This is a genomic window from Escherichia sp. R1 (assembly GCF_003000935.1).
GTDB lineage: Bacteria > Pseudomonadota > Gammaproteobacteria > Enterobacterales > Enterobacteriaceae > Escherichia > Escherichia coli.
Genome location: NZ_PSRU01000004.1, coordinates 237,744 through 258,375, shown reverse-complemented (window position 1 = coordinate 258,375; position 20,632 = coordinate 237,744). Strand labels below are relative to the sequence as shown.

General features: G+C 49.6%; 18 protein-coding genes. 15 read left to right on the top strand and 3 right to left on the bottom strand.

The features are described from left to right. Position 1 precedes the first annotated feature (1 nt). The 14 genes from C4F37_RS07245 (at position 2) to C4F37_RS07180 (ending at position 17,206) form a co-directional block, all read left to right on the top strand. Complete coding sequence (locus C4F37_RS07245; RefSeq protein WP_001251965.1) at positions 2 to 421, top strand: F0F1 ATP synthase subunit epsilon; 420 nt, start codon at positions 2 to 4, stop codon at positions 419 to 421. A 352-nt stretch (positions 422 to 773) separates the two neighbouring features. After that, positions 774 to 2,144: a bifunctional UDP-N-acetylglucosamine diphosphorylase/glucosamine-1-phosphate N-acetyltransferase GlmU gene (gene glmU, locus C4F37_RS07240; RefSeq protein WP_000933736.1), complete on the top strand. Its 1,371-nt coding sequence runs from the start codon at positions 774 to 776 to the stop codon at positions 2,142 to 2,144. 160 nt (positions 2,145 to 2,304) lie between these two features. After that, complete coding sequence (gene glmS / locus C4F37_RS07235) at positions 2,305 to 4,134, top strand: glutamine--fructose-6-phosphate transaminase (isomerizing) (RefSeq protein ID WP_000334086.1); 1,830 nt, start codon at positions 2,305 to 2,307, stop codon at positions 4,132 to 4,134. 313 nt (positions 4,135 to 4,447) lie between these two features. Beyond that, on the top strand, positions 4,448 to 5,488 hold the full coding sequence (gene pstS / locus C4F37_RS07230; RefSeq protein ID WP_000867146.1) for a phosphate ABC transporter substrate-binding protein PstS: 1,041 nt from the start codon (positions 4,448 to 4,450) through the stop codon (positions 5,486 to 5,488). Between the two features lie 86 nt (positions 5,489 to 5,574). Beyond that, positions 5,575 to 6,534 (top strand): phosphate ABC transporter permease PstC, encoded by a 960-nt coding sequence (gene pstC, locus C4F37_RS07225; RefSeq protein ID WP_000741620.1) that lies wholly within the window; start codon positions 5,575 to 5,577, stop codon positions 6,532 to 6,534. Continuing rightward, positions 6,534 to 7,424 (top strand): phosphate ABC transporter permease PstA, encoded by an 891-nt coding sequence (pstA, locus tag C4F37_RS07220; RefSeq protein WP_001540141.1) that lies wholly within the window; start codon positions 6,534 to 6,536, stop codon positions 7,422 to 7,424. Before pstC ends, pstA begins: the two co-directional genes overlap by 1 nt. Positions 7,425 to 7,514: 90 nt before the next feature. After that, complete coding sequence (gene pstB / locus C4F37_RS07215) at positions 7,515 to 8,288, top strand: phosphate ABC transporter ATP-binding protein PstB (protein WP_000063125.1); 774 nt, start codon at positions 7,515 to 7,517, stop codon at positions 8,286 to 8,288. A gap of 14 nt (positions 8,289 to 8,302) precedes the next feature. Then, complete coding sequence (gene phoU / locus C4F37_RS07210) at positions 8,303 to 9,028, top strand: phosphate signaling complex protein PhoU (protein WP_000377784.1); 726 nt, start codon at positions 8,303 to 8,305, stop codon at positions 9,026 to 9,028. 285 nt (positions 9,029 to 9,313) lie between these two features. Then, positions 9,314 to 10,150: a transcriptional antiterminator BglG gene (gene bglG, locus C4F37_RS07205; protein ID WP_001312208.1), complete on the top strand. Its 837-nt coding sequence runs from the start codon at positions 9,314 to 9,316 to the stop codon at positions 10,148 to 10,150. Between the two features lie 133 nt (positions 10,151 to 10,283). Further along, positions 10,284 to 12,158 carry a PTS beta-glucoside transporter subunit IIABC gene (gene bglF, locus C4F37_RS07200; RefSeq protein ID WP_001318143.1) on the top strand — a complete coding sequence of 625 codons (1,875 nt, stop codon included), beginning with the start codon at positions 10,284 to 10,286 and terminating at the stop codon, positions 12,156 to 12,158. Positions 12,159 to 12,176: 18 nt separating this feature from the next. Continuing rightward, on the top strand, positions 12,177 to 13,571 hold the full coding sequence (gene bglB / locus C4F37_RS07195; protein WP_001557149.1) for a 6-phospho-beta-glucosidase BglB: 1,395 nt from the start codon (positions 12,177 to 12,179) through the stop codon (positions 13,569 to 13,571). An 85-nt stretch (positions 13,572 to 13,656) separates the two neighbouring features. Next, entirely contained in the window at positions 13,657 to 15,273 is a 1,617-nt protein-coding gene (gene bglH, locus C4F37_RS07190) for a carbohydrate-specific porin BglH (RefSeq protein WP_000489815.1), read from the top strand. A gap of 26 nt (positions 15,274 to 15,299) precedes the next feature. Next, on the top strand, positions 15,300 to 16,469 hold the full coding sequence (locus C4F37_RS07185; protein ID WP_001774083.1) for an alpha/beta hydrolase: 1,170 nt from the start codon (positions 15,300 to 15,302) through the stop codon (positions 16,467 to 16,469). Positions 16,470 to 16,483: 14 nt separating this feature from the next. Continuing rightward, positions 16,484 to 17,206, top strand: a complete 723-nt coding sequence (locus C4F37_RS07180; RefSeq protein WP_000766877.1) for a glucosamine-6-phosphate deaminase — start codon at positions 16,484 to 16,486, stop codon at positions 17,204 to 17,206. A gap of 81 nt (positions 17,207 to 17,287) precedes the next feature. On the opposite strand, the gene C4F37_RS07175 is transcribed toward C4F37_RS07180, so the two are convergent. Both C4F37_RS07175 and yieH read right to left on the bottom strand, forming a co-directional pair. Then, positions 17,288 to 17,761: a protein CbrB gene (locus tag C4F37_RS07175; RefSeq protein ID WP_000116759.1), complete on the bottom strand. Its 474-nt coding sequence runs from the start codon at positions 17,759 to 17,761 to the stop codon at positions 17,288 to 17,290. 66 nt (positions 17,762 to 17,827) lie between these two features. Further along, the gene (gene yieH, locus C4F37_RS07170; protein WP_000078058.1) at positions 17,828 to 18,493 is read right to left on the bottom strand and encodes a 6-phosphogluconate phosphatase; all 666 of its coding nucleotides are present in this window, start codon (positions 18,491 to 18,493) and stop codon (positions 17,828 to 17,830) included. 166 nt (positions 18,494 to 18,659) lie between these two features. Between yieH and adeP the strand changes: the two genes are divergently transcribed. Further along, positions 18,660 to 19,997, top strand: a complete 1,338-nt coding sequence (gene adeP / locus C4F37_RS07165) for an adenine permease AdeP (RefSeq protein WP_000082693.1) — start codon at positions 18,660 to 18,662, stop codon at positions 19,995 to 19,997. A 53-nt stretch (positions 19,998 to 20,050) separates the two neighbouring features. Here the strand turns inward: adeP and yieF are convergent, their stop codons facing one another. After that, a complete protein-coding gene (gene yieF, locus C4F37_RS07160) occupies positions 20,051 to 20,617 on the bottom strand; it encodes a class I chromate reductase YieF (protein ID WP_001291253.1) in 567 nt (188 codons plus the stop codon). Positions 20,618 to 20,632: the final 15 nt, after the last annotated feature.

The following is a 20,632-nucleotide window of genomic DNA, read 5'->3' as shown; positions in this document are numbered from 1 at the left end:
TATGGCAATGACTTACCACCTGGACGTCGTCAGCGCAGAGCAACAAATGTTCTCTGGTCTGGTCGAGAAAATCCAGGTAACGGGTAGCGAAGGTGAACTGGGGATCTACCCTGGCCACGCACCGCTGCTCACCGCCATTAAGCCTGGTATGATTCGCATCGTGAAACAGCACGGTCACGAAGAGTTTATCTATCTGTCTGGCGGCATTCTTGAAGTGCAGCCTGGCAACGTGACCGTTCTGGCCGACACCGCAATTCGCGGCCAGGATCTCGACGAAGCGCGAGCCATGGAAGCGAAACGTAAGGCTGAAGAGCACATTAGCAGCTCTCACGGCGACGTAGATTACGCTCAGGCGTCTGCGGAACTGGCCAAAGCGATCGCGCAGCTGCGCGTTATCGAGTTGACCAAAAAAGCGATGTAACACCGGCTTGAAAAGCACAAAAGCCAGTCTGGCAACAGGCTGGCTTTTTTTACGCGTATTGACCCGTCCTGAAAAGCGTTCACATAGATCCTGATGATATAAAACACCCCTGTTTTCCCGTTTATTCATTGATCGAAATAAGAGCAAAAACATCCACCTGACGCTTAAATGAAGGTACTGCCTTAATTTTCTGCAGACAAAAGGCGTGACGATGGTCGAAAATGGCGCTTTCGTCAGCGGGGATAATCCGTTATTGAACAATTTATCCTCTGTCCATTTCACGATGAAAAAAATGTAGTTTTTTCAAGGTGAAGCGGTTTAAATTCGTTCTCAAATTACAGTCAGGACGCGTATGTTGAATAATGCTATGAGCGTAGTGATCCTTGCCGCAGGCAAAGGCACGCGCATGTATTCCGATCTTCCGAAAGTGCTGCATACCCTTGCCGGGAAAGCGATGGTTCAGCATGTCATTGATGCTGCGAATGAATTAGGCGCAGCGCACGTTCACCTTGTGTATGGTCACGGCGGCGATCTGCTTAAGCAGGCGCTGAAAGACGACAACCTGAACTGGGTGCTTCAGGCAGAACAGCTGGGTACGGGTCATGCGATGCAGCAGGCCGCACCTTTCTTTGCCGATGATGAAGACATTTTAATGCTCTACGGCGACGTGCCGCTGATCTCTGTCGAAACACTCCAGCGTCTGCGTGATGCTAAACCGCAGGGTGGCATTGGTCTGCTGACGGTAAAACTGGATGATCCGACCGGTTATGGACGTATCACCCGTGAAAACGGCAAAGTTACCGGCATTGTTGAGCACAAAGATGCCACCGACGAGCAGCGTCAGATTCAGGAGATCAACACCGGCATTCTGATTGCCAACGGCGCAGATATGAAACGCTGGCTGGCGAAGCTGACCAACAATAATGCTCAGGGCGAATACTACATCACCGACATTATTGCGCTGGCGTATCAGGAAGGACGTGAAATCGTCGCCGTTCATCCGCAACGTTTAAGCGAAGTAGAAGGCGTGAATAACCGCCTGCAACTCTCCCGACTGGAGCGCGTTTACCAGTCCGAACAGGCTGAAAAACTGCTGTTAGCAGGTGTTATGCTGCGCGATCCGGCGCGTTTTGATCTGCGCGGTACGCTTACTCACGGGCGCGATGTTGAAATTGATACTAACGTTATCATCGAGGGCAACGTGACTCTCGGTCATCGCGTGAAAATCGGCACCGGTTGCGTGATTAAAAACAGCGTGATTGGCGATGATTGCGAAATCAGTCCATATACCGTCGTGGAAGACGCGAATCTGGCAGCGGCCTGTACTATTGGCCCGTTTGCCCGTCTGCGTCCTGGTGCTGAGTTGCTGGAAGGTGCACACGTCGGTAACTTCGTTGAGATGAAAAAAGCGCGTCTGGGTAAAGGCTCGAAAGCTGGTCATCTGACTTACCTGGGCGATGCGGAAATTGGCGATAACGTTAACATCGGCGCGGGAACCATTACCTGCAACTACGATGGTGCGAATAAATTTAAGACCATTATCGGCGACGATGTGTTTGTCGGTTCCGACACTCAACTGGTGGCCCCGGTAACAGTAGGCAAAGGCGCGACCATTGCTGCGGGTACAACTGTGACGCGTAATGTCGGCGAAAATGCCCTGGCGATCAGCCGTGTGCCGCAGACTCAAAAAGAAGGCTGGCGTCGTCCGGTAAAGAAAAAGTAATTCTGGCCGGGTAATCCGGTCATATGGGATGAGGAGATAACATAATCTCCCGCCCACAAGCAGTAACTATAAAAATAACCCCACTCTCTACAAGGCTCGGGGCGCCCGAAAAACGGGCATACAGGTTGACCGACAACGATATAAATCGGAATCAAAAACTATGTGTGGAATTGTTGGCGCGATCGCGCAACGTGATGTAGCAGAAATCCTTCTTGAAGGTTTACGTCGTCTGGAATACCGCGGATATGATTCTGCCGGTCTGGCCGTTGTTGATGCAGAAGGTCATATGACCCGCCTGCGTCGCCTCGGTAAAGTACAGATGCTGGCTCAGGCAGCGGAAGAACATCCTCTGCATGGCGGCACCGGTATTGCTCACACTCGCTGGGCGACCCACGGTGAACCTTCAGAAGCTAACGCGCATCCGCATGTTTCTGAACACATTGTGGTGGTGCATAACGGCATCATCGAAAACCATGAACCGCTGCGTGAAGAGTTAAAAGCGCGTGGCTATACCTTCGTTTCTGAAACCGACACCGAAGTGATTGCACATTTGGTGAACTGGGAGCTGAAACAAGGCGGTACTCTGCGTGAGGCAGTTCTGCGTGCTATCCCGCAACTGCGTGGTGCGTACGGTACAGTGATCATGGACTCCCGTCATCCGGATACCCTGCTGGCGGCACGTTCTGGTAGTCCGCTGGTGATTGGCCTGGGTATGGGCGAAAACTTTATCGCTTCTGACCAGCTGGCGCTGTTGCCAGTGACTCGTCGCTTTATCTTCCTTGAAGAGGGCGATATTGCGGAAATCACTCGCCGTTCGGTAAACATCTTCGATAAAACTGGCGCGGAAGTAAAACGTCAGGATATCGAATCCAATCTGCAATATGACGCGGGCGATAAAGGTATTTACCGCCACTACATGCAGAAAGAGATCTACGAACAGCCGAACGCGATCAAAAACACCCTTACCGGGCGCATCAGCCACGGTCAGGTTGATTTAAGCGAGCTGGGACCGAACGCCGATGAACTGCTGTCGAAGGTTGAGCATATTCAGATCCTCGCCTGTGGTACTTCTTATAACTCCGGTATGGTTTCCCGCTACTGGTTTGAATCGCTGGCAGGTATTCCGTGCGACGTCGAAATCGCCTCTGAATTCCGCTATCGCAAATCTGCCGTGCGTCGTAACAGCCTGATGATCACCTTGTCACAGTCTGGCGAAACCGCGGATACCCTGGCGGGCCTGCGTCTGTCGAAAGAGCTGGGTTACCTTGGTTCGCTGGCAATCTGTAACGTTCCGGGTTCTTCTCTGGTGCGCGAATCCGATCTGGCGCTGATGACCAACGCCGGTACGGAAATTGGCGTGGCCTCCACCAAAGCATTCACCACCCAGTTAACTGTGCTGTTGATGCTGGTGGCGAAACTGTCTCGCCTGAAAGGTCTGGATGCCTCCATTGAACATGACATCGTGCATGGTCTGCAGGCGCTGCCGAGCCGTATTGAGCAGATGCTGTCTCAGGACAAACGCATTGAAGCGCTGGCAGAAGATTTCTCTGACAAACATCACGCGCTGTTCCTGGGCCGTGGCGATCAGTACCCAATCGCGCTGGAAGGTGCATTGAAGCTGAAAGAGATCTCTTACATTCACGCTGAAGCCTACGCTGCAGGCGAACTGAAACACGGTCCGCTGGCGCTGATTGATGCCGATATGCCGGTTATCGTCGTTGCACCGAACAACGAATTGCTGGAAAAACTGAAATCCAACATTGAAGAAGTTCGCGCGCGTGGCGGTCAGTTGTATGTCTTCGCCGATCAGGATGCGGGTTTTGTGAGCAGTGACAATATGCACATTATTGAGATGCCGCATGTGGAAGAGGTGATTGCACCGATCTTCTACACCGTTCCGCTGCAACTACTGGCTTACCACGTTGCGCTGATCAAAGGCACCGACGTTGACCAGCCGCGTAACCTGGCAAAATCGGTAACGGTTGAGTAATAAATGGATGCCCTGCGTAAGCGGGGCATTTTTCTTCCTGTTATGTTTTTAATCAAACATCCTGCCAACTCCATGTGACAAACCGTCATCTTCGGCTACTTTTTCTCTGTCACAGAATGAAAATTTTTCTGTCATCTCTTCGTTATTAATATTTGTAATTAACTGAATATAAACGCTTATTTAAATCGGACTGAAGACATTCTCTCTCTGTCATAAAACTGTCATAAACCTTACATATAACTGTCACCTGTTTGTCCTATTTTGCTTCTCGTAGCCAACAAACAATGCTTTATGAATCCTCCCAGGAGACATTATGAAAGTTATGCGTACCACCGTCGCAACTGTTGTCGCCGCGACCTTATCGATGAGCGCTTTCTCTGTGTTTGCAGAAGCAAGCCTGACAGGTGCAGGTGCAACCTTCCCTGCGCCGGTGTATGCCAAATGGGCTGACACTTACCAGAAAGAAACCGGTAATAAAGTTAACTACCAGGGTATCGGTTCTTCCGGTGGCGTAAAACAGATTATCGCTAACACCGTTGATTTCGGTGCCTCTGACGCGCCGCTGTCTGACGAAAAACTGGCTCAGGAAGGCCTGTTCCAGTTCCCGACCGTGATTGGCGGCGTGGTGCTGGCGGTTAATATTCCAGGTCTGAAGTCTGGCGAACTGGTGCTGGATGGTAAAACCCTCGGCGACATCTACCTGGGCAAAATCAAGAAGTGGGATGATGAAGCCATCGCCAAACTGAATCCGGGTCTGAAACTGCCTTCACAGAACATTGCTGTAGTACGCCGCGCAGATGGCTCCGGGACTTCCTTCGTCTTCACCAGCTACCTGGCGAAAGTGAACGAAGAGTGGAAAAACAACGTTGGTACTGGCTCTACCGTAAAATGGCCGATCGGTCTGGGCGGTAAAGGTAACGACGGTATCGCCGCGTTCGTTCAGCGTCTGCCGGGTGCAATTGGTTACGTTGAATATGCTTACGCGAAGCAGAACAACCTGGCGTACACCAAACTGATCTCCGCTGATGGCAAACCGGTGAGTCCGACCGAAGAAAACTTCGCTAATGCAGCAAAAGGCGCAGACTGGAGCAAAACATTCGCTCAGGATCTGACCAACCAGAAAGGCGAAGATGCATGGCCTATTACCTCTACCACGTTCATTCTGATCCATAAAGATCAGAAGAAACCAGAACAAGGCACCGAAGTGTTGAAGTTCTTCGACTGGGCATACAAAACCGGGGCTAAACAGGCGAACGACCTGGATTACGCCAGCCTGCCGGATAGCGTAGTTGAACAGGTTCGCGCTGCGTGGAAGACCAATATTAAAGACAGTAGCGGCAAGCCGCTGTACTAATAAAACTCCAGGCCGGGTACGGTGTTTTACGCCGCATCCGGCATTACAAAATGACTTTGTAAACGCGTTTAACTGAAGAGTAACTTATGGCTGCAACCAAGCCTGCTTTTAACCCACCGGGTAAAAAGGGCGACATAATTTTCAGCGTGCTGGTAAAACTGGCGGCGCTGATTGTGCTATTGATGTTGGGTGGCATTATTGTCTCTCTGATCATCTCATCCTGGCCGAGCATTCAGAAATTTGGTCTGGCTTTCCTGTGGACCAAAGAGTGGGATGCGCCGAACGATATCTACGGGGCGCTGGTGCCGATCTACGGTACGCTGGTGACCTCGTTTATCGCGCTGCTGATCGCCGTCCCGGTGAGTTTTGGTATCGCCCTGTTCCTGACCGAGCTTGCGCCTGGCTGGTTGAAACGCCCGCTGGGTATCGCCATTGAGCTGCTGGCTGCCATTCCAAGTATCGTTTACGGCATGTGGGGCCTGTTTATCTTTGCGCCGCTGTTCGCCGTTTACTTCCAGGAGCCGGTCGGCAATATCATGTCGAATATCCCGATTGTCGGCGCGCTGTTCTCCGGCCCGGCCTTTGGTATCGGTATCCTCGCGGCAGGCGTGATCCTCGCCATCATGATTATTCCGTACATTGCAGCGGTAATGCGCGATGTATTCGAACAAACCCCGGTGATGATGAAAGAGTCGGCCTACGGTATTGGCTGCACCACCTGGGAAGTTATCTGGCGTATCGTTCTTCCGTTCACCAAAAATGGTGTTATCGGCGGCATTATGTTGGGGCTGGGGCGCGCGCTCGGTGAAACCATGGCGGTGACCTTTATCATCGGTAACACCTACCAACTCGACAGCGCCTCGCTGTATATGCCGGGCAACAGTATCACCTCTGCGCTGGCCAACGAATTTGCGGAAGCGGAATCCGGTCTGCACGTCGCTGCACTGATGGAACTGGGCCTGATCCTGTTTGTGATTACCTTCATCGTCCTCGCCGCATCGAAGTTTATGATTATGCGCCTGGCTAAGAATGAGGGGGCACGCTAATGGCTATGGTTGAAATGCAAACCACTGCGGCACTGGCTGAATCCCGCCGCAAAATGCAGGCGCGTCGCCGCCTCAAAAACCGTATTGCGCTGACGCTCTCAATGGCGACGATGGCCTTCGGTCTGTTCTGGCTGATCTGGATTTTAATGTCCACCATCACTCGCGGTATCGACGGTATGTCGCTGGCGCTGTTCACCGAAATGACGCCACCACCCAATACGGAAGGCGGTGGTCTGGCGAACGCCCTGGCGGGTAGCGGCCTGTTAATTTTGTGGGCTACCGTATTCGGTACGCCGCTGGGCATTATGGCGGGGATTTACCTGGCTGAATATGGTCGTAAATCCTGGCTGGCAGAAGTGATTCGCTTCATTAACGACATTCTGCTCTCTGCGCCGTCGATTGTGGTTGGTCTGTTTGTTTACACCATTGTGGTGGCGCAGATGGAGCACTTCTCCGGCTGGGCGGGCGTGATTGCGCTGGCGCTGTTGCAGGTGCCGATTGTTATCCGCACCACCGAGAACATGCTGAAACTGGTGCCGGACAGCCTGCGTGAAGCGGCTTATGCGCTGGGTACGCCGAAGCGGAAGATGATCGCCTCGATCACGCTGAAAGCGTCGGTGTCCGGGATCATGACCGGTATCCTGCTGGCGATTGCCCGTATTGCTGGTGAAACCGCACCGCTGCTGTTTACTGCGCTCTCCAACCAGTTCTGGAGCACGGACATGATGCAGCCGATCGCCAACCTGCCGGTGACGATCTTTAAGTTTGCGATGAGCCCGTTTGCGGAATGGCAGCAACTGGCCTGGGCCGGGGTGTTGATCATTACCCTGTGCGTACTGCTGCTGAACATTCTGGCGCGCGTTGTTTTTGCGAAGAATAAACACGGTTAACACTTTGCTGGATGCGGCGTAAACGCCTTATCCGGCCTACGGTAAGCCTGATTCGCGAAGTGCATCAGGCACGATGAGGAAAAGATTGCAATGAGTATGGTTGAAACTGCCCCGAGTAAAATTCAGGTTCGTAATTTGAACTTCTACTACGGCAAATTCCATGCCCTGAAAAACATCAACCTGGATATCGCCAAAAACCAGGTTACGGCGTTTATCGGGCCGTCCGGCTGCGGTAAATCAACGCTGCTGCGTACCTTCAACAAAATGTTTGAACTGTACCCGGAACAGCGTGCGGAAGGTGAAATTCTGCTCGATGGCGACAACATCCTGACCAACTCTCAGGATATCGCCCTGCTGCGTGCGAAAGTGGGTATGGTGTTCCAGAAACCGACGCCGTTCCCGATGTCCATCTACGACAACATCGCTTTTGGCGTGCGTCTGTTTGAGAAGCTCTCCCGTGCTGACATGGACGAGCGCGTGCAGTGGGCATTGACCAAAGCCGCATTGTGGAACGAAACCAAAGATAAATTGCACCAGAGCGGTTACTCTCTCTCTGGTGGTCAGCAACAGCGTCTGTGCATTGCGCGTGGTATCGCCATTCGCCCGGAAGTACTGCTGCTCGACGAACCGTGTTCGGCGCTCGACCCCATCTCCACCGGGCGTATTGAAGAGCTGATCACCGAACTGAAGCAGGATTACACCGTGGTGATCGTCACCCACAACATGCAGCAGGCTGCGCGTTGTTCCGACCACACGGCGTTTATGTACCTGGGCGAATTGATTGAGTTCAGCAACACGGACGATCTGTTCACCAAGCCAGCGAAGAAACAAACAGAAGACTACATCACCGGTCGTTACGGTTGATTCAGGAGTGCGTTATGGACAGTCTCAATCTTAATAAACATATTTCCGGCCAGTTCAACGCCGAACTGGAAAGCATCCGCACGCAGGTGATGACCATGGGCGGCATGGTGGAGCAGCAGCTTTCTGATGCGATCACCGCGATGCATAACCAGGACAGCGATCTGGCGAAGCGCGTCATCGAAGGCGACAAGAACGTCAACATGATGGAAGTGGCGATCGATGAAGCCTGCGTGCGCATTATCGCCAAACGTCAGCCGACGGCGAGCGACCTGCGTCTGGTTATGGTGATCAGTAAAACCATTGCCGAGCTGGAGCGTATTGGCGACGTGGCGGACAAAATCTGCCGTACTGCACTGGAGAAATTCTCCCAGCAGCATCAGCCATTGCTGGTAAGTCTGGAGTCGCTGGGCCGTCATACCATCCAGATGCTGCACGACGTGCTGGACGCGTTCGCGCGGATGGACATTGACGAAGCGGTACGTATTTATCGTGAAGATAAAAAAGTCGATCAGGAGTACGAAGGTATTGTTCGTCAACTGATGACCTACATGATGGAAGATTCGCGTACCATTCCGAGCGTACTTACCGCGTTATTCTGTGCGCGTTCTATCGAACGTATTGGCGACCGCTGCCAGAATATTTGTGAGTTTATCTTCTACTACGTGAAGGGGCAGGATTTCCGTCATGTCGGTGGTGACGAGCTCGATAAACTGCTGGCAGAAAAAGATAGCGATAAATAATTCACCAAGTAAATCCCAATAATTCAATTATTGGGATTTGTTATATATAACTTTATAAAATCCTAAAATTACACAAAATTAATAACTGCGAGCATGGTCATACTTTTATAAATAGAGCATTGCTATTTTCTCTGCACGCAACTAAATTAATTTTCGAACCTGGATGTTCGTTATAAAAACCATTAATTAATGACTGGATTGTTACTGCATTCGCAGGCAAAACCTGACATAACCAGAGAATACTGGTGAAGTCGGGTTTTTTTGTTTATAAAAAAGGTCCTTGCTATGAACATGCAAATCACCAAAATTCTCAACAATAATGTTGTGGTGGTTATTGATGATCAACAGCGGGAAAAAGTCGTCATGGGGCGCGGAATTGGCTTTCAAAAACGCCCAGGCGAAAGAATTAACTCAAGTGGAATAGAAAAAGAGTATGCCTTGAGCAGTCATGAACTGAACGGGCGATTAAGCGAACTCTTAAGTCATATGCCTCTTGAGGTGATGGCAACCTGTGATCGTATTATCTCTCTGGCGCAGGAGCGTCTGGGAAAGTTGCAGGACAGTATTTATATCTCGCTAACTGACCATTGCCAGTTTGCGATTAAACGCTTTCAGCAAAACGTGCTACTGCCCAACCCGCTGCTGTGGGATATCCAGCGACTTTACCCGAAAGAGTTCCAGCTAGGGGAAGAAGCGTTAACCATTATTGATAAACGGTTGGGCGTGCAGTTACCGAAAGATGAAGTGGGCTTTATTGCCATGCATCTGGTCAGTGCCCAAATGAGCGGAAATATGGAGGATGTTGCAGGTGTCACGCAATTAATGCGAGAAATGCTGCAATTAATAAAATTTCAGTTCAGCCTTAATTACCAGGAAGAAAGCTTGAGTTATCAGCGACTGGTTACGCATCTGAAATTTTTATCCTGGCGTATTCTTGAACATGCATCGATTAACGATAGTGATGAATCATTACAACAAGCAGTAAAGCAAAATTACCCGCAAGCATGGCAATGTGCGGAGCGGATCGCCATTTTTATTGGTTTGCAGTATCAACGTAAAATCTCACCTGCAGAGATTATGTTTTTAGCCATAAATATAGAGCGCGTGCGCAAAGAACACTGAAATATTATTACTGAATAAAGGATTGTTACCGCACTAAGCGGGCAAAACCTGAAAAAAATTGCTTGATTCACGTCAGGCCGTTTTTTTCAGGTTTTTTTTTGGAGTTTTGCCGCAAAGCGGTAGAGGGCAAGTTATGACGGAGTTAGCCAGAACAATAGTCGCAGGAGTCGGGGGCGCAGATAACATTGTGAGTCTGATGCATTGTGCAACGCGATTACGTTTTAAGTTAAAGGATGAAAGCAAAGCGCAAGCTGAGGTACTGAAAAAGACCCCCGGTATTATTATGGTGGTGGAAAGCGGTGGCCAGTTTCAGGTTGTCATAGGTAACCATGTGGCCGATGTCTTCCTGGCGGTTAACAGCGTGGCAGGCCTTGGCGAAAAAGCGCAACAGGCACCGGAAAATGATGATAAAGATAATCTGTTAAACCGCTTTGTTTATGTTATTTCAGGTATTTTTACGCCTCTGATCGGTTTGATGGCGGCAACCGGGATCCTGAAAGGTATGTTGGCTCTGGCACTCACTTTTCAGTGGGCGACCGAACAAAGTGGTACTTATTTAATTTTATTTAGCGCCAGTGATGCCTTGTTTTGGTTCTTCCCGATAATCCTGGGCTACACCGCAGGGAAACGCTTCGGCGGCAATCCATTTACTGCCATGGTGATTGGCGGAGCGTTAGTGCATCCATTAATTCTGACTGCCTTCGAGAACGGGCAAAAAGTGGATGCGCTGGGGCTGGATTTCCTGGGTATTCCGGTCACATTGTTGAATTACTCGTCATCGGTTATTCCCATTATTTTTTCTGCCTGGTTGTGCAGCATTCTGGAACGCCGACTTAATGCGTGGTTACCTTCGGCAATCAAAAATTTCTTCACACCCTTGCTATGTCTGATGGTCATCACGCCCATCACATTTCTGCTGGTGGGGCCGCTATCAACCTGGATAAGTGAACTGATTGCTGCCGGTTATCTCTGGCTTTATCAGGCGGTTCCTGCATTTGCAGGCGCGGTAATGGGCGGCTTCTGGCAAATCTTTGTGATGTTCGGTCTGCATTGGGGTTTGATACCTTTAATTATCAATAACTTCACCGTGCTGGGCTACGACACCATGATCCCGCTGTTAATGCCCGCCATTATGGCGCAAGTCGGGGCGGCGCTCGGCGTCTTCCTCTGCGAACGCGATGCACAGAAAAAAGTGGTGGCGGGATCAGCGGCGTTGACAGGTTTGTTTGGTATCACCGAACCAGCGGTATATGGCGTCAATCTGCCGCGTAAGTACCCCTTCGTTATCGCCTGCATAAGTGGGGCATTGGGGGCCACCATCATTGGCTACGCGCAAACGAAAGTTTACTCCTTTGGTTTGCCAGGTATTTTCACCTTCATGCAAACCATCCCGTCAACGGGGATTGATTTCACCGTATGGGCCAGCGTTATTGGCGGTGTCATTGCCATCGGTTGCGCATTTGTCGGTACGGTGATGTTTCATTTCATCACCGCTAAGAGTCAGTCAGCGCAAGTTGCCCAGCAAGAGAAAACACCAGAGGTTATTACACCTGAGCAGGGCGGTATCTGTTCACCGATGACGGGAGAGATTGTGCCGCTCATTCACGTCGCTGATACCACGTTTGCCAGCGGCCTGTTGGGTAAAGGTATTGCCATTCTGCCCTCTGTTGGTGAAGTGCGTTCTCCGGTGGCGGGTCGAATTGCTTCGTTGTTCGCCACATTACATGCCATCGGCATTGAGTCAGATGATGGCGTGGAGATCCTGATTCATGTCGGTATCGACACCGTAAAACTGGACGGCAAATTCTTTTCCGCTCACGTCAACGTGGGTGACAAGGTCAATACAGGCGATCGGCTGATTTCTTTTGATATCCCTGCTATTCGCGAGGCCGGATTTGATCTGACGACGCCGGTATTAATCAGTAATAGCGATGATTTTACGGACGTATTACCCCACGGCACGGCGCAGATAAACGCTGGTGAGCCGCTGTTATCCATCATTCGCTAACGATAAAAGGAGTTAATTATGAAAGCATTTCCAGAAACATTTCTTTGGGGTGGTGCAACAGCTGCCAATCAGATGGAAGGCGCCTGGCAGGAAGATGGCAAAGGGATCACGACCTCAGATTTACAGCCTCATGGCGTAATGGGAAAAATGGAACCGCGCATCCTGGGGAAAGAGAATATCAAAGATGTCGCCATCGATTTTTATCACCGTTACCCGGAAGATATCGCGTTATTTGCCGAGATGGGCTTCACCTGTCTGCGTATTTCCATTGCCTGGGCGCGAATTTTTCCTCAGGGCGATGAAGCCGAACCGAATGAAGCGGGGTTAGCATTTTACGAGCGGCTGTTTGATGAAATGGCGCAGGCGGGGATCAAGCCGCTGGTAACGTTATCCCATTACGAAATGCCATATGGGCTGGTGAAAAACTACGGCGGTTGGGCTAATCGGGCGGTCATCGATCACTTCGAGCATTACGCACGCACGGCCTTTACCCGCTACCAACATAAAGTTGCGTTATGGCTGACATTTAATGAAATCAACATGTCATTACACGCGCCATTCACGGGCGTGGGGCTGGCAGAAGAGAGTGGCGAGGCGGAAGTTTATCAGGCGATCCATCATCAACTGGTTGCCAGTGCGCGGGCAGTTAAAGCCTGTCATAGCCTGATCCCCGAAGCGAAAATTGGCAATATGCTTCTCGGTGGGCTGGTTTACCCCCTCACCTGCCAGCCACAGGATATGTTGCAGGCCATGGAAGAGAACCGGCGCTGGATGTTCTTTGGTGATGTTCAGGCGCGTGGTCAGTATCCCGGCTATATGCAGCGTTTCTTCCGCGACCACAATATCACCATTGAGATGACTGAAAGTGACGCAGAAGATTTAAAACATACCGTAGATTTCATCTCTTTTAGTTATTACATGACCGGTTGTGTTTCCCACGACGAAAGCATTAATAAAAATGCGCAGGGCAACATACTGAATATGATCCCAAATCCGCATCTGAAAAGTTCAGAGTGGGGGTGGCAAATTGATCCGGTTGGATTACGGATTCTGTTAAATACGCTTTGGGATCGTTATCAAAAACCGTTATTTATTGTCGAGAACGGATTAGGCGCAAAAGACAGCGTTGAAGTGGATGGTTCGATACAGGACGATTATCGAATTGCCTATTTAAACGATCACCTTGTACAGGTAAATGAAGCGATTGCCGATGGTGTGGATATTATGGGGTACACCAGTTGGGGGCCAATTGATTTAGTCAGTGCATCTCATTCACAAATGTCTAAGCGCTACGGCTTTATTTATGTGGATCGTGATGATAATGGTGAAGGAAGCCTCACAAGAACGCGCAAGAAAAGCTTCGAATGGTATGCAGAAGTGATCAAAACTCGGGGGCTATCATTAAAAAAATAACCAATAAAGCACCTTAAATATCGTCGCATTCAGAACAGTCTGGATGCGATGCGTTAATTCTTTCTTTGCACCATAAAGGGATATTATGTTTAGACGAAATATTATTACCTCTGCCATCTTATTAATGGCACCGTTAGCCTTTTCCGCACAATCATTGGCTGAATCATTAACAGTGGAACAACGCCTTGAGCTATTAGAAAAGGCGTTAAGAGAAACGCAAAGCGAACTGAAAAAATATAAAGATGAAGAGAAGAAAAAGTATACGCCAGCGACGGTGAATCGTAGCGTAAGTACGAATGATCAAGGGTATGCCGCCAATCCATTCCCGACCAGTCGTGCCGCAAAGCCTGATGCTGTACTGGTTAAAAATGAAGAGAAAAATGCCAGTGAGACAGGCTCGATTTATTCTTCCATGACTCTGAAAGATTTCAGTAAATTTGTGAAAGATGAAATCGGCTTTAGTTACAACGGCTACTACCGTTCTGGTTGGGGAACAGCCTCTCATGGTTCACCTAAATCATGGGCAATTGGTTCTCTGGGCCGCTTTGGTAACGAATACTCCGGCTGGTTTGATTTGCAGTTAAAACAACGTGTCTACAACGAAAACGGCAAACGGGTTGATGCCATCGTGATGATGGATGGTAACGTGGGTCAGCAGTACTCTACTGGCTGGTTTGGCGATAACGCCGGTGGCGAGAACTTTATGCAGTTCTCTGATATGTATGTTACCACCAAAGGTTTCCTGCCCTTTGCGCCAGAGGCTGATTTCTGGGTGGGTAAACACGGTGCGCCGAAAATTGAAATCCAGATGCTTGACTGGAAAACGCAGCGTACCGATGCTGCCGCAGGTGTAGGTCTGGAAAACTGGAAAGTCGGTCCGGGTAAAATTGATATCGCGCTGGTTCGTGAAGATGTCGATGATTACGATCGCAGCCTGCAAAACAAACAGCAGATTAATACCAATACCATTGATTTACGCTATAAAGATATCCCGTTATGGGATAAAGCCACCTTAATGGTGAGCGGTCGTTATGTCTCAGCAAATGAAAGCGCATCGGAAAAAGATAATCAGGATAATAACGGGTATTATGACTGGAAAGATACCTGGATGTTTGGTACATCTTTAACGCAGAAATTTGATAAGGGTGGCTTCAACGAATTCTCCTTCCTGGTTGCGAATAACTCTATCGCCAGTAACTTTGGTCGTTATGCTGGTGCAAGTCCATTTACTACCTTTAATGGTCGTTATTATGGTGATCATACAGGCGGAACTGCAGTTCGTCTGACTTCGCAGGGCGAAGCTTATATCGGCGATCATTTTATTGTGGCTAACGCGATTGTTTACTCCTTCGGTAACGATATTTATAGCTACGAAACAGGCGCACATTCTGATTTCGAATCTATTCGTGCGGTTGTTCGCCCGGCCTATATTTGGGACCAATATAACCAGACAGGTGTTGAACTGGGCTATTTCACCCAGCAAAACAAAGATGCGAATAGCAATAAATATAATGAATCTGGTTATAAAACCACGCTCTTCCATACCTTTAAAGTCAATACCAGTATGTTGACCTCGCGCCCGGAAATTCGTTTCTACGCTACGTATATCAAAGCTCTGGAAAATGAACTGGATGGCTTCACCTTTGAAGACAATAAAGACGACCAGTTTGCTGTCGGTGCCCAGGCTGAAATCTGGTGGTAATGGAACTTAATAAAAGGAATATTACGATGAATATAAAAATTGCTGCTTTAACGCTGGCTATTGCCAGCGGTATTTCTGCTCAATGGGCCATAGCAGCGGATATGCCAGCCAGCCCGGCACCCACTATTCCGGTGAAACAGTATGTGACTCAGGTCAATACCGATAACAGCGTGACCTTTCGCTACTTTGCCCCTGGGGCAAAAAATGTCTCCGTAGTGGTGGGTGTTCCGGTTCCGGACAATATTCACCCGATGACCAAAGATGAAGCGGGAGTCTGGTCGTGGCGCACGCCTGTCCTGAAAGGCAATCTGTACGAGTATTTTTTCAATGTTGATGGTGTACGCAGCATTGATACAGGCACGGCAATGACTAAGCCTCAGCGTCAGGTTAACTCCAGTATGATTCTGGTACCGGGCAGTTATCTGGATACACGTTCTGTTGTGCATGGTGATTTGATCGCCATAACTTACCACTCCAACGCATTGCAATCCGAACGTCAGATGTATGTCTGGACCCCGCCAGGATACACCGGCATAGGCGAGCCTTTGCCAGTGCTCTATTTCTATCACGGCTTTGGTGATACCGGACGTTCCGCTATTGATCAGGGGCGTATCCCGCAAATCATGGATAACCTGCTGGCTGAAGGGAAAATTAAACCGATGCTGGTGGTGATCCCGGATACCGAAACCGATGCGAAGGGCATTATTCCCGAAGATTTCGTTCCTCAGGAGAGACGTAAAGTCTTTTATCCGTTAAATGCTAAAGCGGCAGATCGCGAACTGATGAACGATATTATCCCGCTGATTAGCAAGCGTTTTAATTTCCGTAAAGATGCCGATGGTCGCGCACTGGCAGGGCTTTCACAAGGTGGGTATCAGGCACTGGTATCGGGAATGAATCATCTGGAAAGCTTTGGCTGGCTGGCCACATTCAGTGGTGTTACCACGACGACCGTACCAGATGAAGGGGTCGCTGCCCGGCTGAACGAGCCGGCAGCTATTAACCAGCAACTACGTAATTTTACTGTGGTTGTTGGGGATAAAGATGTTGTAACCGGCAAGGATATCGCCGGGCTGAAAACTGAGCTTGAGCAGAAAAAAATTAAGTTTGATTACCAGGAATATCCGGGTCTGAACCATGAAATGGATGTCTGGCGGCCTGCCTATGCAGCCTTCGTACAGAAATTATTCAAATAATATAAGGCATTAAGATGAAATTAATCATTACCGAAGATTACCAGGAAATGAGCCGTGTCGCGGCGCATCATCTGCTTGGTTATATGTCAAAGATGCGTCGCGTTAACCTGGCAATTACCGCCGGTAGCACGCCCAAAGGCATGTACGAATATCTCATCACTCTGGTTAAAGGTAAGCCCTGGTACGATAACTGCTATTTCTACAATTTCGATGAAATTCCATTTCGCGGTAAAGAAGGGGAAGGCGTAACGATTACCAATCTGCGTAATCTGTTTTTCACCCCTGCGGGGATCAAAGAAGAGAATATCCAGAAGCTCACTATTGATAACTACCGCGAGCATGATCAGAAACTGGCGCGTGAAGGCGGCCTGGATTTGGTGGTGTTGGGATTAGGTGTAGATGGTCATTTTTGTGGCAATCTGCCAAATACGACCCATTTCCATGAGCAAACCGTGGAGTTCCCGATCCAGGGAGAGATGGTTGATATTGTGGCGCATGGCGAGTTGGGCGGCGACTTTTCATTAGTGCCTGACAGCTACGTGACGATGGGGCCGAAAAGCATCATGGCGGCGAAAAACTTGCTGATAATTGTCAGTGGCGCAGGTAAAGCGCAAGCACTGAAAAATGTTCTGCAAGGTCCGGTTACCGAAGATGTTCCAGCTTCCGTGTTGCAGCTGCATCCTTCGCTGATGGTAATCGCTGATAAAGCCGCTGCCGCAGAATTAGCGCTCGGTTAAGCTTAAAAATAAGGCCGGATGTGTGAATTACGCTCCGGCCTGTTCTCCAACATTTAATGACAAATAGATAAAACATTCCGCTTAGCTTAAAGAGTCTGTTTCAGGACATGAAATATCCAATCCGGGTAGACGTGTAATGATTCTGCTCATCACCACGCCTGCCAGCAATGCTGGGATGATGCGGACAACGAGATTTTCACCAGAAAGAATGTTTTCAAATAACGCTGAGGAAGCCATGTCCTTAATATGTACGATAACAGCGCAATAGATCTCGGTGATAACGACTCCACCTATGCCGCCAACCAGACAACGATAACGTTTCTGTGACCCGATCTTTTCCGGCAGACAGGCGACCATTACGCCAGTTAACATTGCAGGAATAGCTCCCGTAGTTATCGACATTAAGAGAAACAATGGAAGTACCTGTATTATTACCAAAAGAATCAGCGGTTCTTTTGCGAAGAATATGTAGAGGACAAGAAACAGAACACCAATTAACGGCCCTAAAACCGCAAAATACAGTCCGTGATGAATTACCCGACGTGAAACAGACATATCAAACTCCCTTTACTTACCTTTGCGTGCCAATTTAAGTGGAGTAAGTGAAGGGAGTGTGAATAACTATGCCGTAATATCCCAACCACGCGCCTTCCACAGTTCCGGTAATTGCGAAAGATGGGTAAAGGTGGTGACTTTCGGGTGAACGATCGGTTTATTGTGCGGGTCAGCGCAGAAGTAAAACACTTCCATTCCGGCATCTATCCCTGATTGCGCACCTGCGCTGGAGTCATCGACCAGAATGCAGTTTTCAACGTTCACATTCATCGCTTTTGCCGCATGGAACATTAATGCCGGATCGGGCTTCCAACGCTGGATATCATAGCCGCTGAACAGTTTTTCCGGGAAGTAGTGCAGCATGTTGAGCTTACCAAGCGAATGCTGCATTTTGCTGACCGGACCGTTAGAGACGACGCACATCGGCACGTTAATGCTTGCCAGCAATTCGTTCGCTCCTGCGATGTCCTCAAGTTCGGTATCAAACAGACGTGCTACTTCTGCGCGGTAAACGTGTTCGGCATCGGCCTGGACCATCGTCACGCCCTGTTCTTTACTGATGATGTCGATGATTTCGTAGAGTTTTACGCCTTTAAAACGGGTAAAAATCTCTTCCAGGTCAACGTGAATGCCAAATTCCCTGAACATCGTGACATAGGCGCGAGAGCAAATGACCTCGCTATCGACCAGCGTACCGTCGCAGTCGAAAAATACCGCTTCTATCTGGGACATGTCTTTCCTTTATCGTTAGTTTAACGTTTTCGTCATGCCAATTTGCATGACGCAATCGTTGCCGTATAAGCAAATACAATGAAAAAAAGTTATCTTCAGCCGTCCATATTGTCTCATTTTGGTATACGATAGCGACGGATTTTCCCTCCTTGTTCGGAAATAGATAATGAGTCAACAACACACAACCCAGGCTTCTGGCCAGGGGATGCTGGAACGCGTGTTTAAACTGCGCGAACATGGCACGACGGCACGGACCGAAGTGATCGCCGGTTTTACCACCTTCCTGACGATGGTTTACATCGTTTTTGTTAACCCGCAAATTCTTGGCGTTGCTGGCATGGATACCAGCGCCGTCTTCGTCACGACCTGTCTGATTGCTGCATTCGGCAGTATTATGATGGGGCTGTTTGCTAACCTGCCAGTTGCACTGGCACCGGCAATGGGCCTGAATGCGTTCTTCGCTTTTGTCGTTGTACAGGCGATGGGCTTGCCGTGGCAAGTCGGGATGGGCGCAATCTTCTGGGGCGCGATTGGTCTGCTGTTACTGACGATTTTCCGCGTTCGCTACTGGATGATAGCCAACATCCCGGTAAGCCTACGTGTGGGCATCACCAGTGGTATCGGTCTGTTTATTGGCATGATGGGGCTGAAAAACGCAGGTGTGATTGTCGCTAACCCGGAAACGCTGGTGAGCATCGGTAATCTGACTTCTCACAGCGTGCTGCTGGGGATCCTCGGCTTCTTCATCATCGCCATTCTGGCCTCGCGCAATATTCACGCGGCGGTGCTGGTTTCCATCGTGGTGACAACGCTGCTGGGCTGGATGCTGGGTGATGTCCACTATAATGGCATCGTTTCTGCGCCGCCGAGCGTAATGACTGTCGTGGGTCATGTAGATTTAGCCGGGTCGTTTAACCTCGGGCTGGCAGGGGTGATTTTCTCTTTCATGCTGGTCAACTTGTTTGACTCCTCCGGTACGCTGATTGGCGTGACCGATAAAGCAGGTCTGGCTGATGAGAAAGGTAAATTCCCGCGCATGAAGCAGGCGCTGTATGTCGACAGTATCTCTTCGGTGACCGGTTCGTTTATCGGTACTTCTTCTGTTACGGCGTATATTGAATCTTCTTCCGGCGTTTCCGTTGGCGGTCGTACCGGTCTGACGGCAGTGGTTGTTGGTCTGCTGTTCCTGCTGGTTATCTTCCTGTCGCCGCTGGCGGGGATGGTGCCAGGCTACGCTGCAGCTGGTGCGCTGATTTACGTTGGCGTGTTGATGACCTCAAGTCTTGCTCGCGTGAACTGGCAGGATCTTACTGAATCTGTTCCGGCGTTTATTACCGCTGTGATGATGCCGTTCAGCTTCTCGATTACTGAAGGTATCGCGCTGGGCTTTATCTCCTACTGCGTGATGAAGATTGGTACCGGACGTCTGCGTGACCTTAGCCCGTGCGTAATCATCGTTGCGCTGCTGTTTATCCTGAAGATTGTCTTTATCGACGCTCACTAAAATCGATAGCGCGTTAAAAACCCGCCATGCATGATTGCTGGCGGGTTTTTTATTTAGATCTTAACTCGCTGAATAAACTCACCAAATGCGGTCAATTGCCCGGTCAGGTGGTCCAGCGTACTCTGATCAATCACTTCCCCGGTTTGCGGATCAACTTTGTTCTGAATCACGCCGCCCATAAATTCTGGCTTGTTCATCACCATTGCATCGAGGAAAACCAGAATCTGGCGCAGGTGATACTGACAGCGCGCGCCGCCAATCACGCCCATTGAGCTGGTCTGAATCAATACCGGTTTACCTGCCAGCGGTTGATCCGGCAGGCGGGAAAGCCAGTCGATGGCATTTTTCAGCCCACCCGGTACCGAGTAGTTATATTCCGGCGTGACGATTACCACACCGTCAGCCTGACGGATCTGTTCCGCCAGAGCTTCTACTGTTGCTGGAAAACCGTCTTCCTGCTGTACGTCAGCGTCATACAGGGGAATGTCGGCAATGGAAGGTAACGCATTGATTTCCATGCTCGCCGGAGCAATTTTCGGCAGGGTACGTGCAACCATGCCATTAAATGAGCCTTTGCGCAGGCTCCCCAGTAACGTAACCACCTGCAATTTTTCAGACATGATGACTCCTGTGGT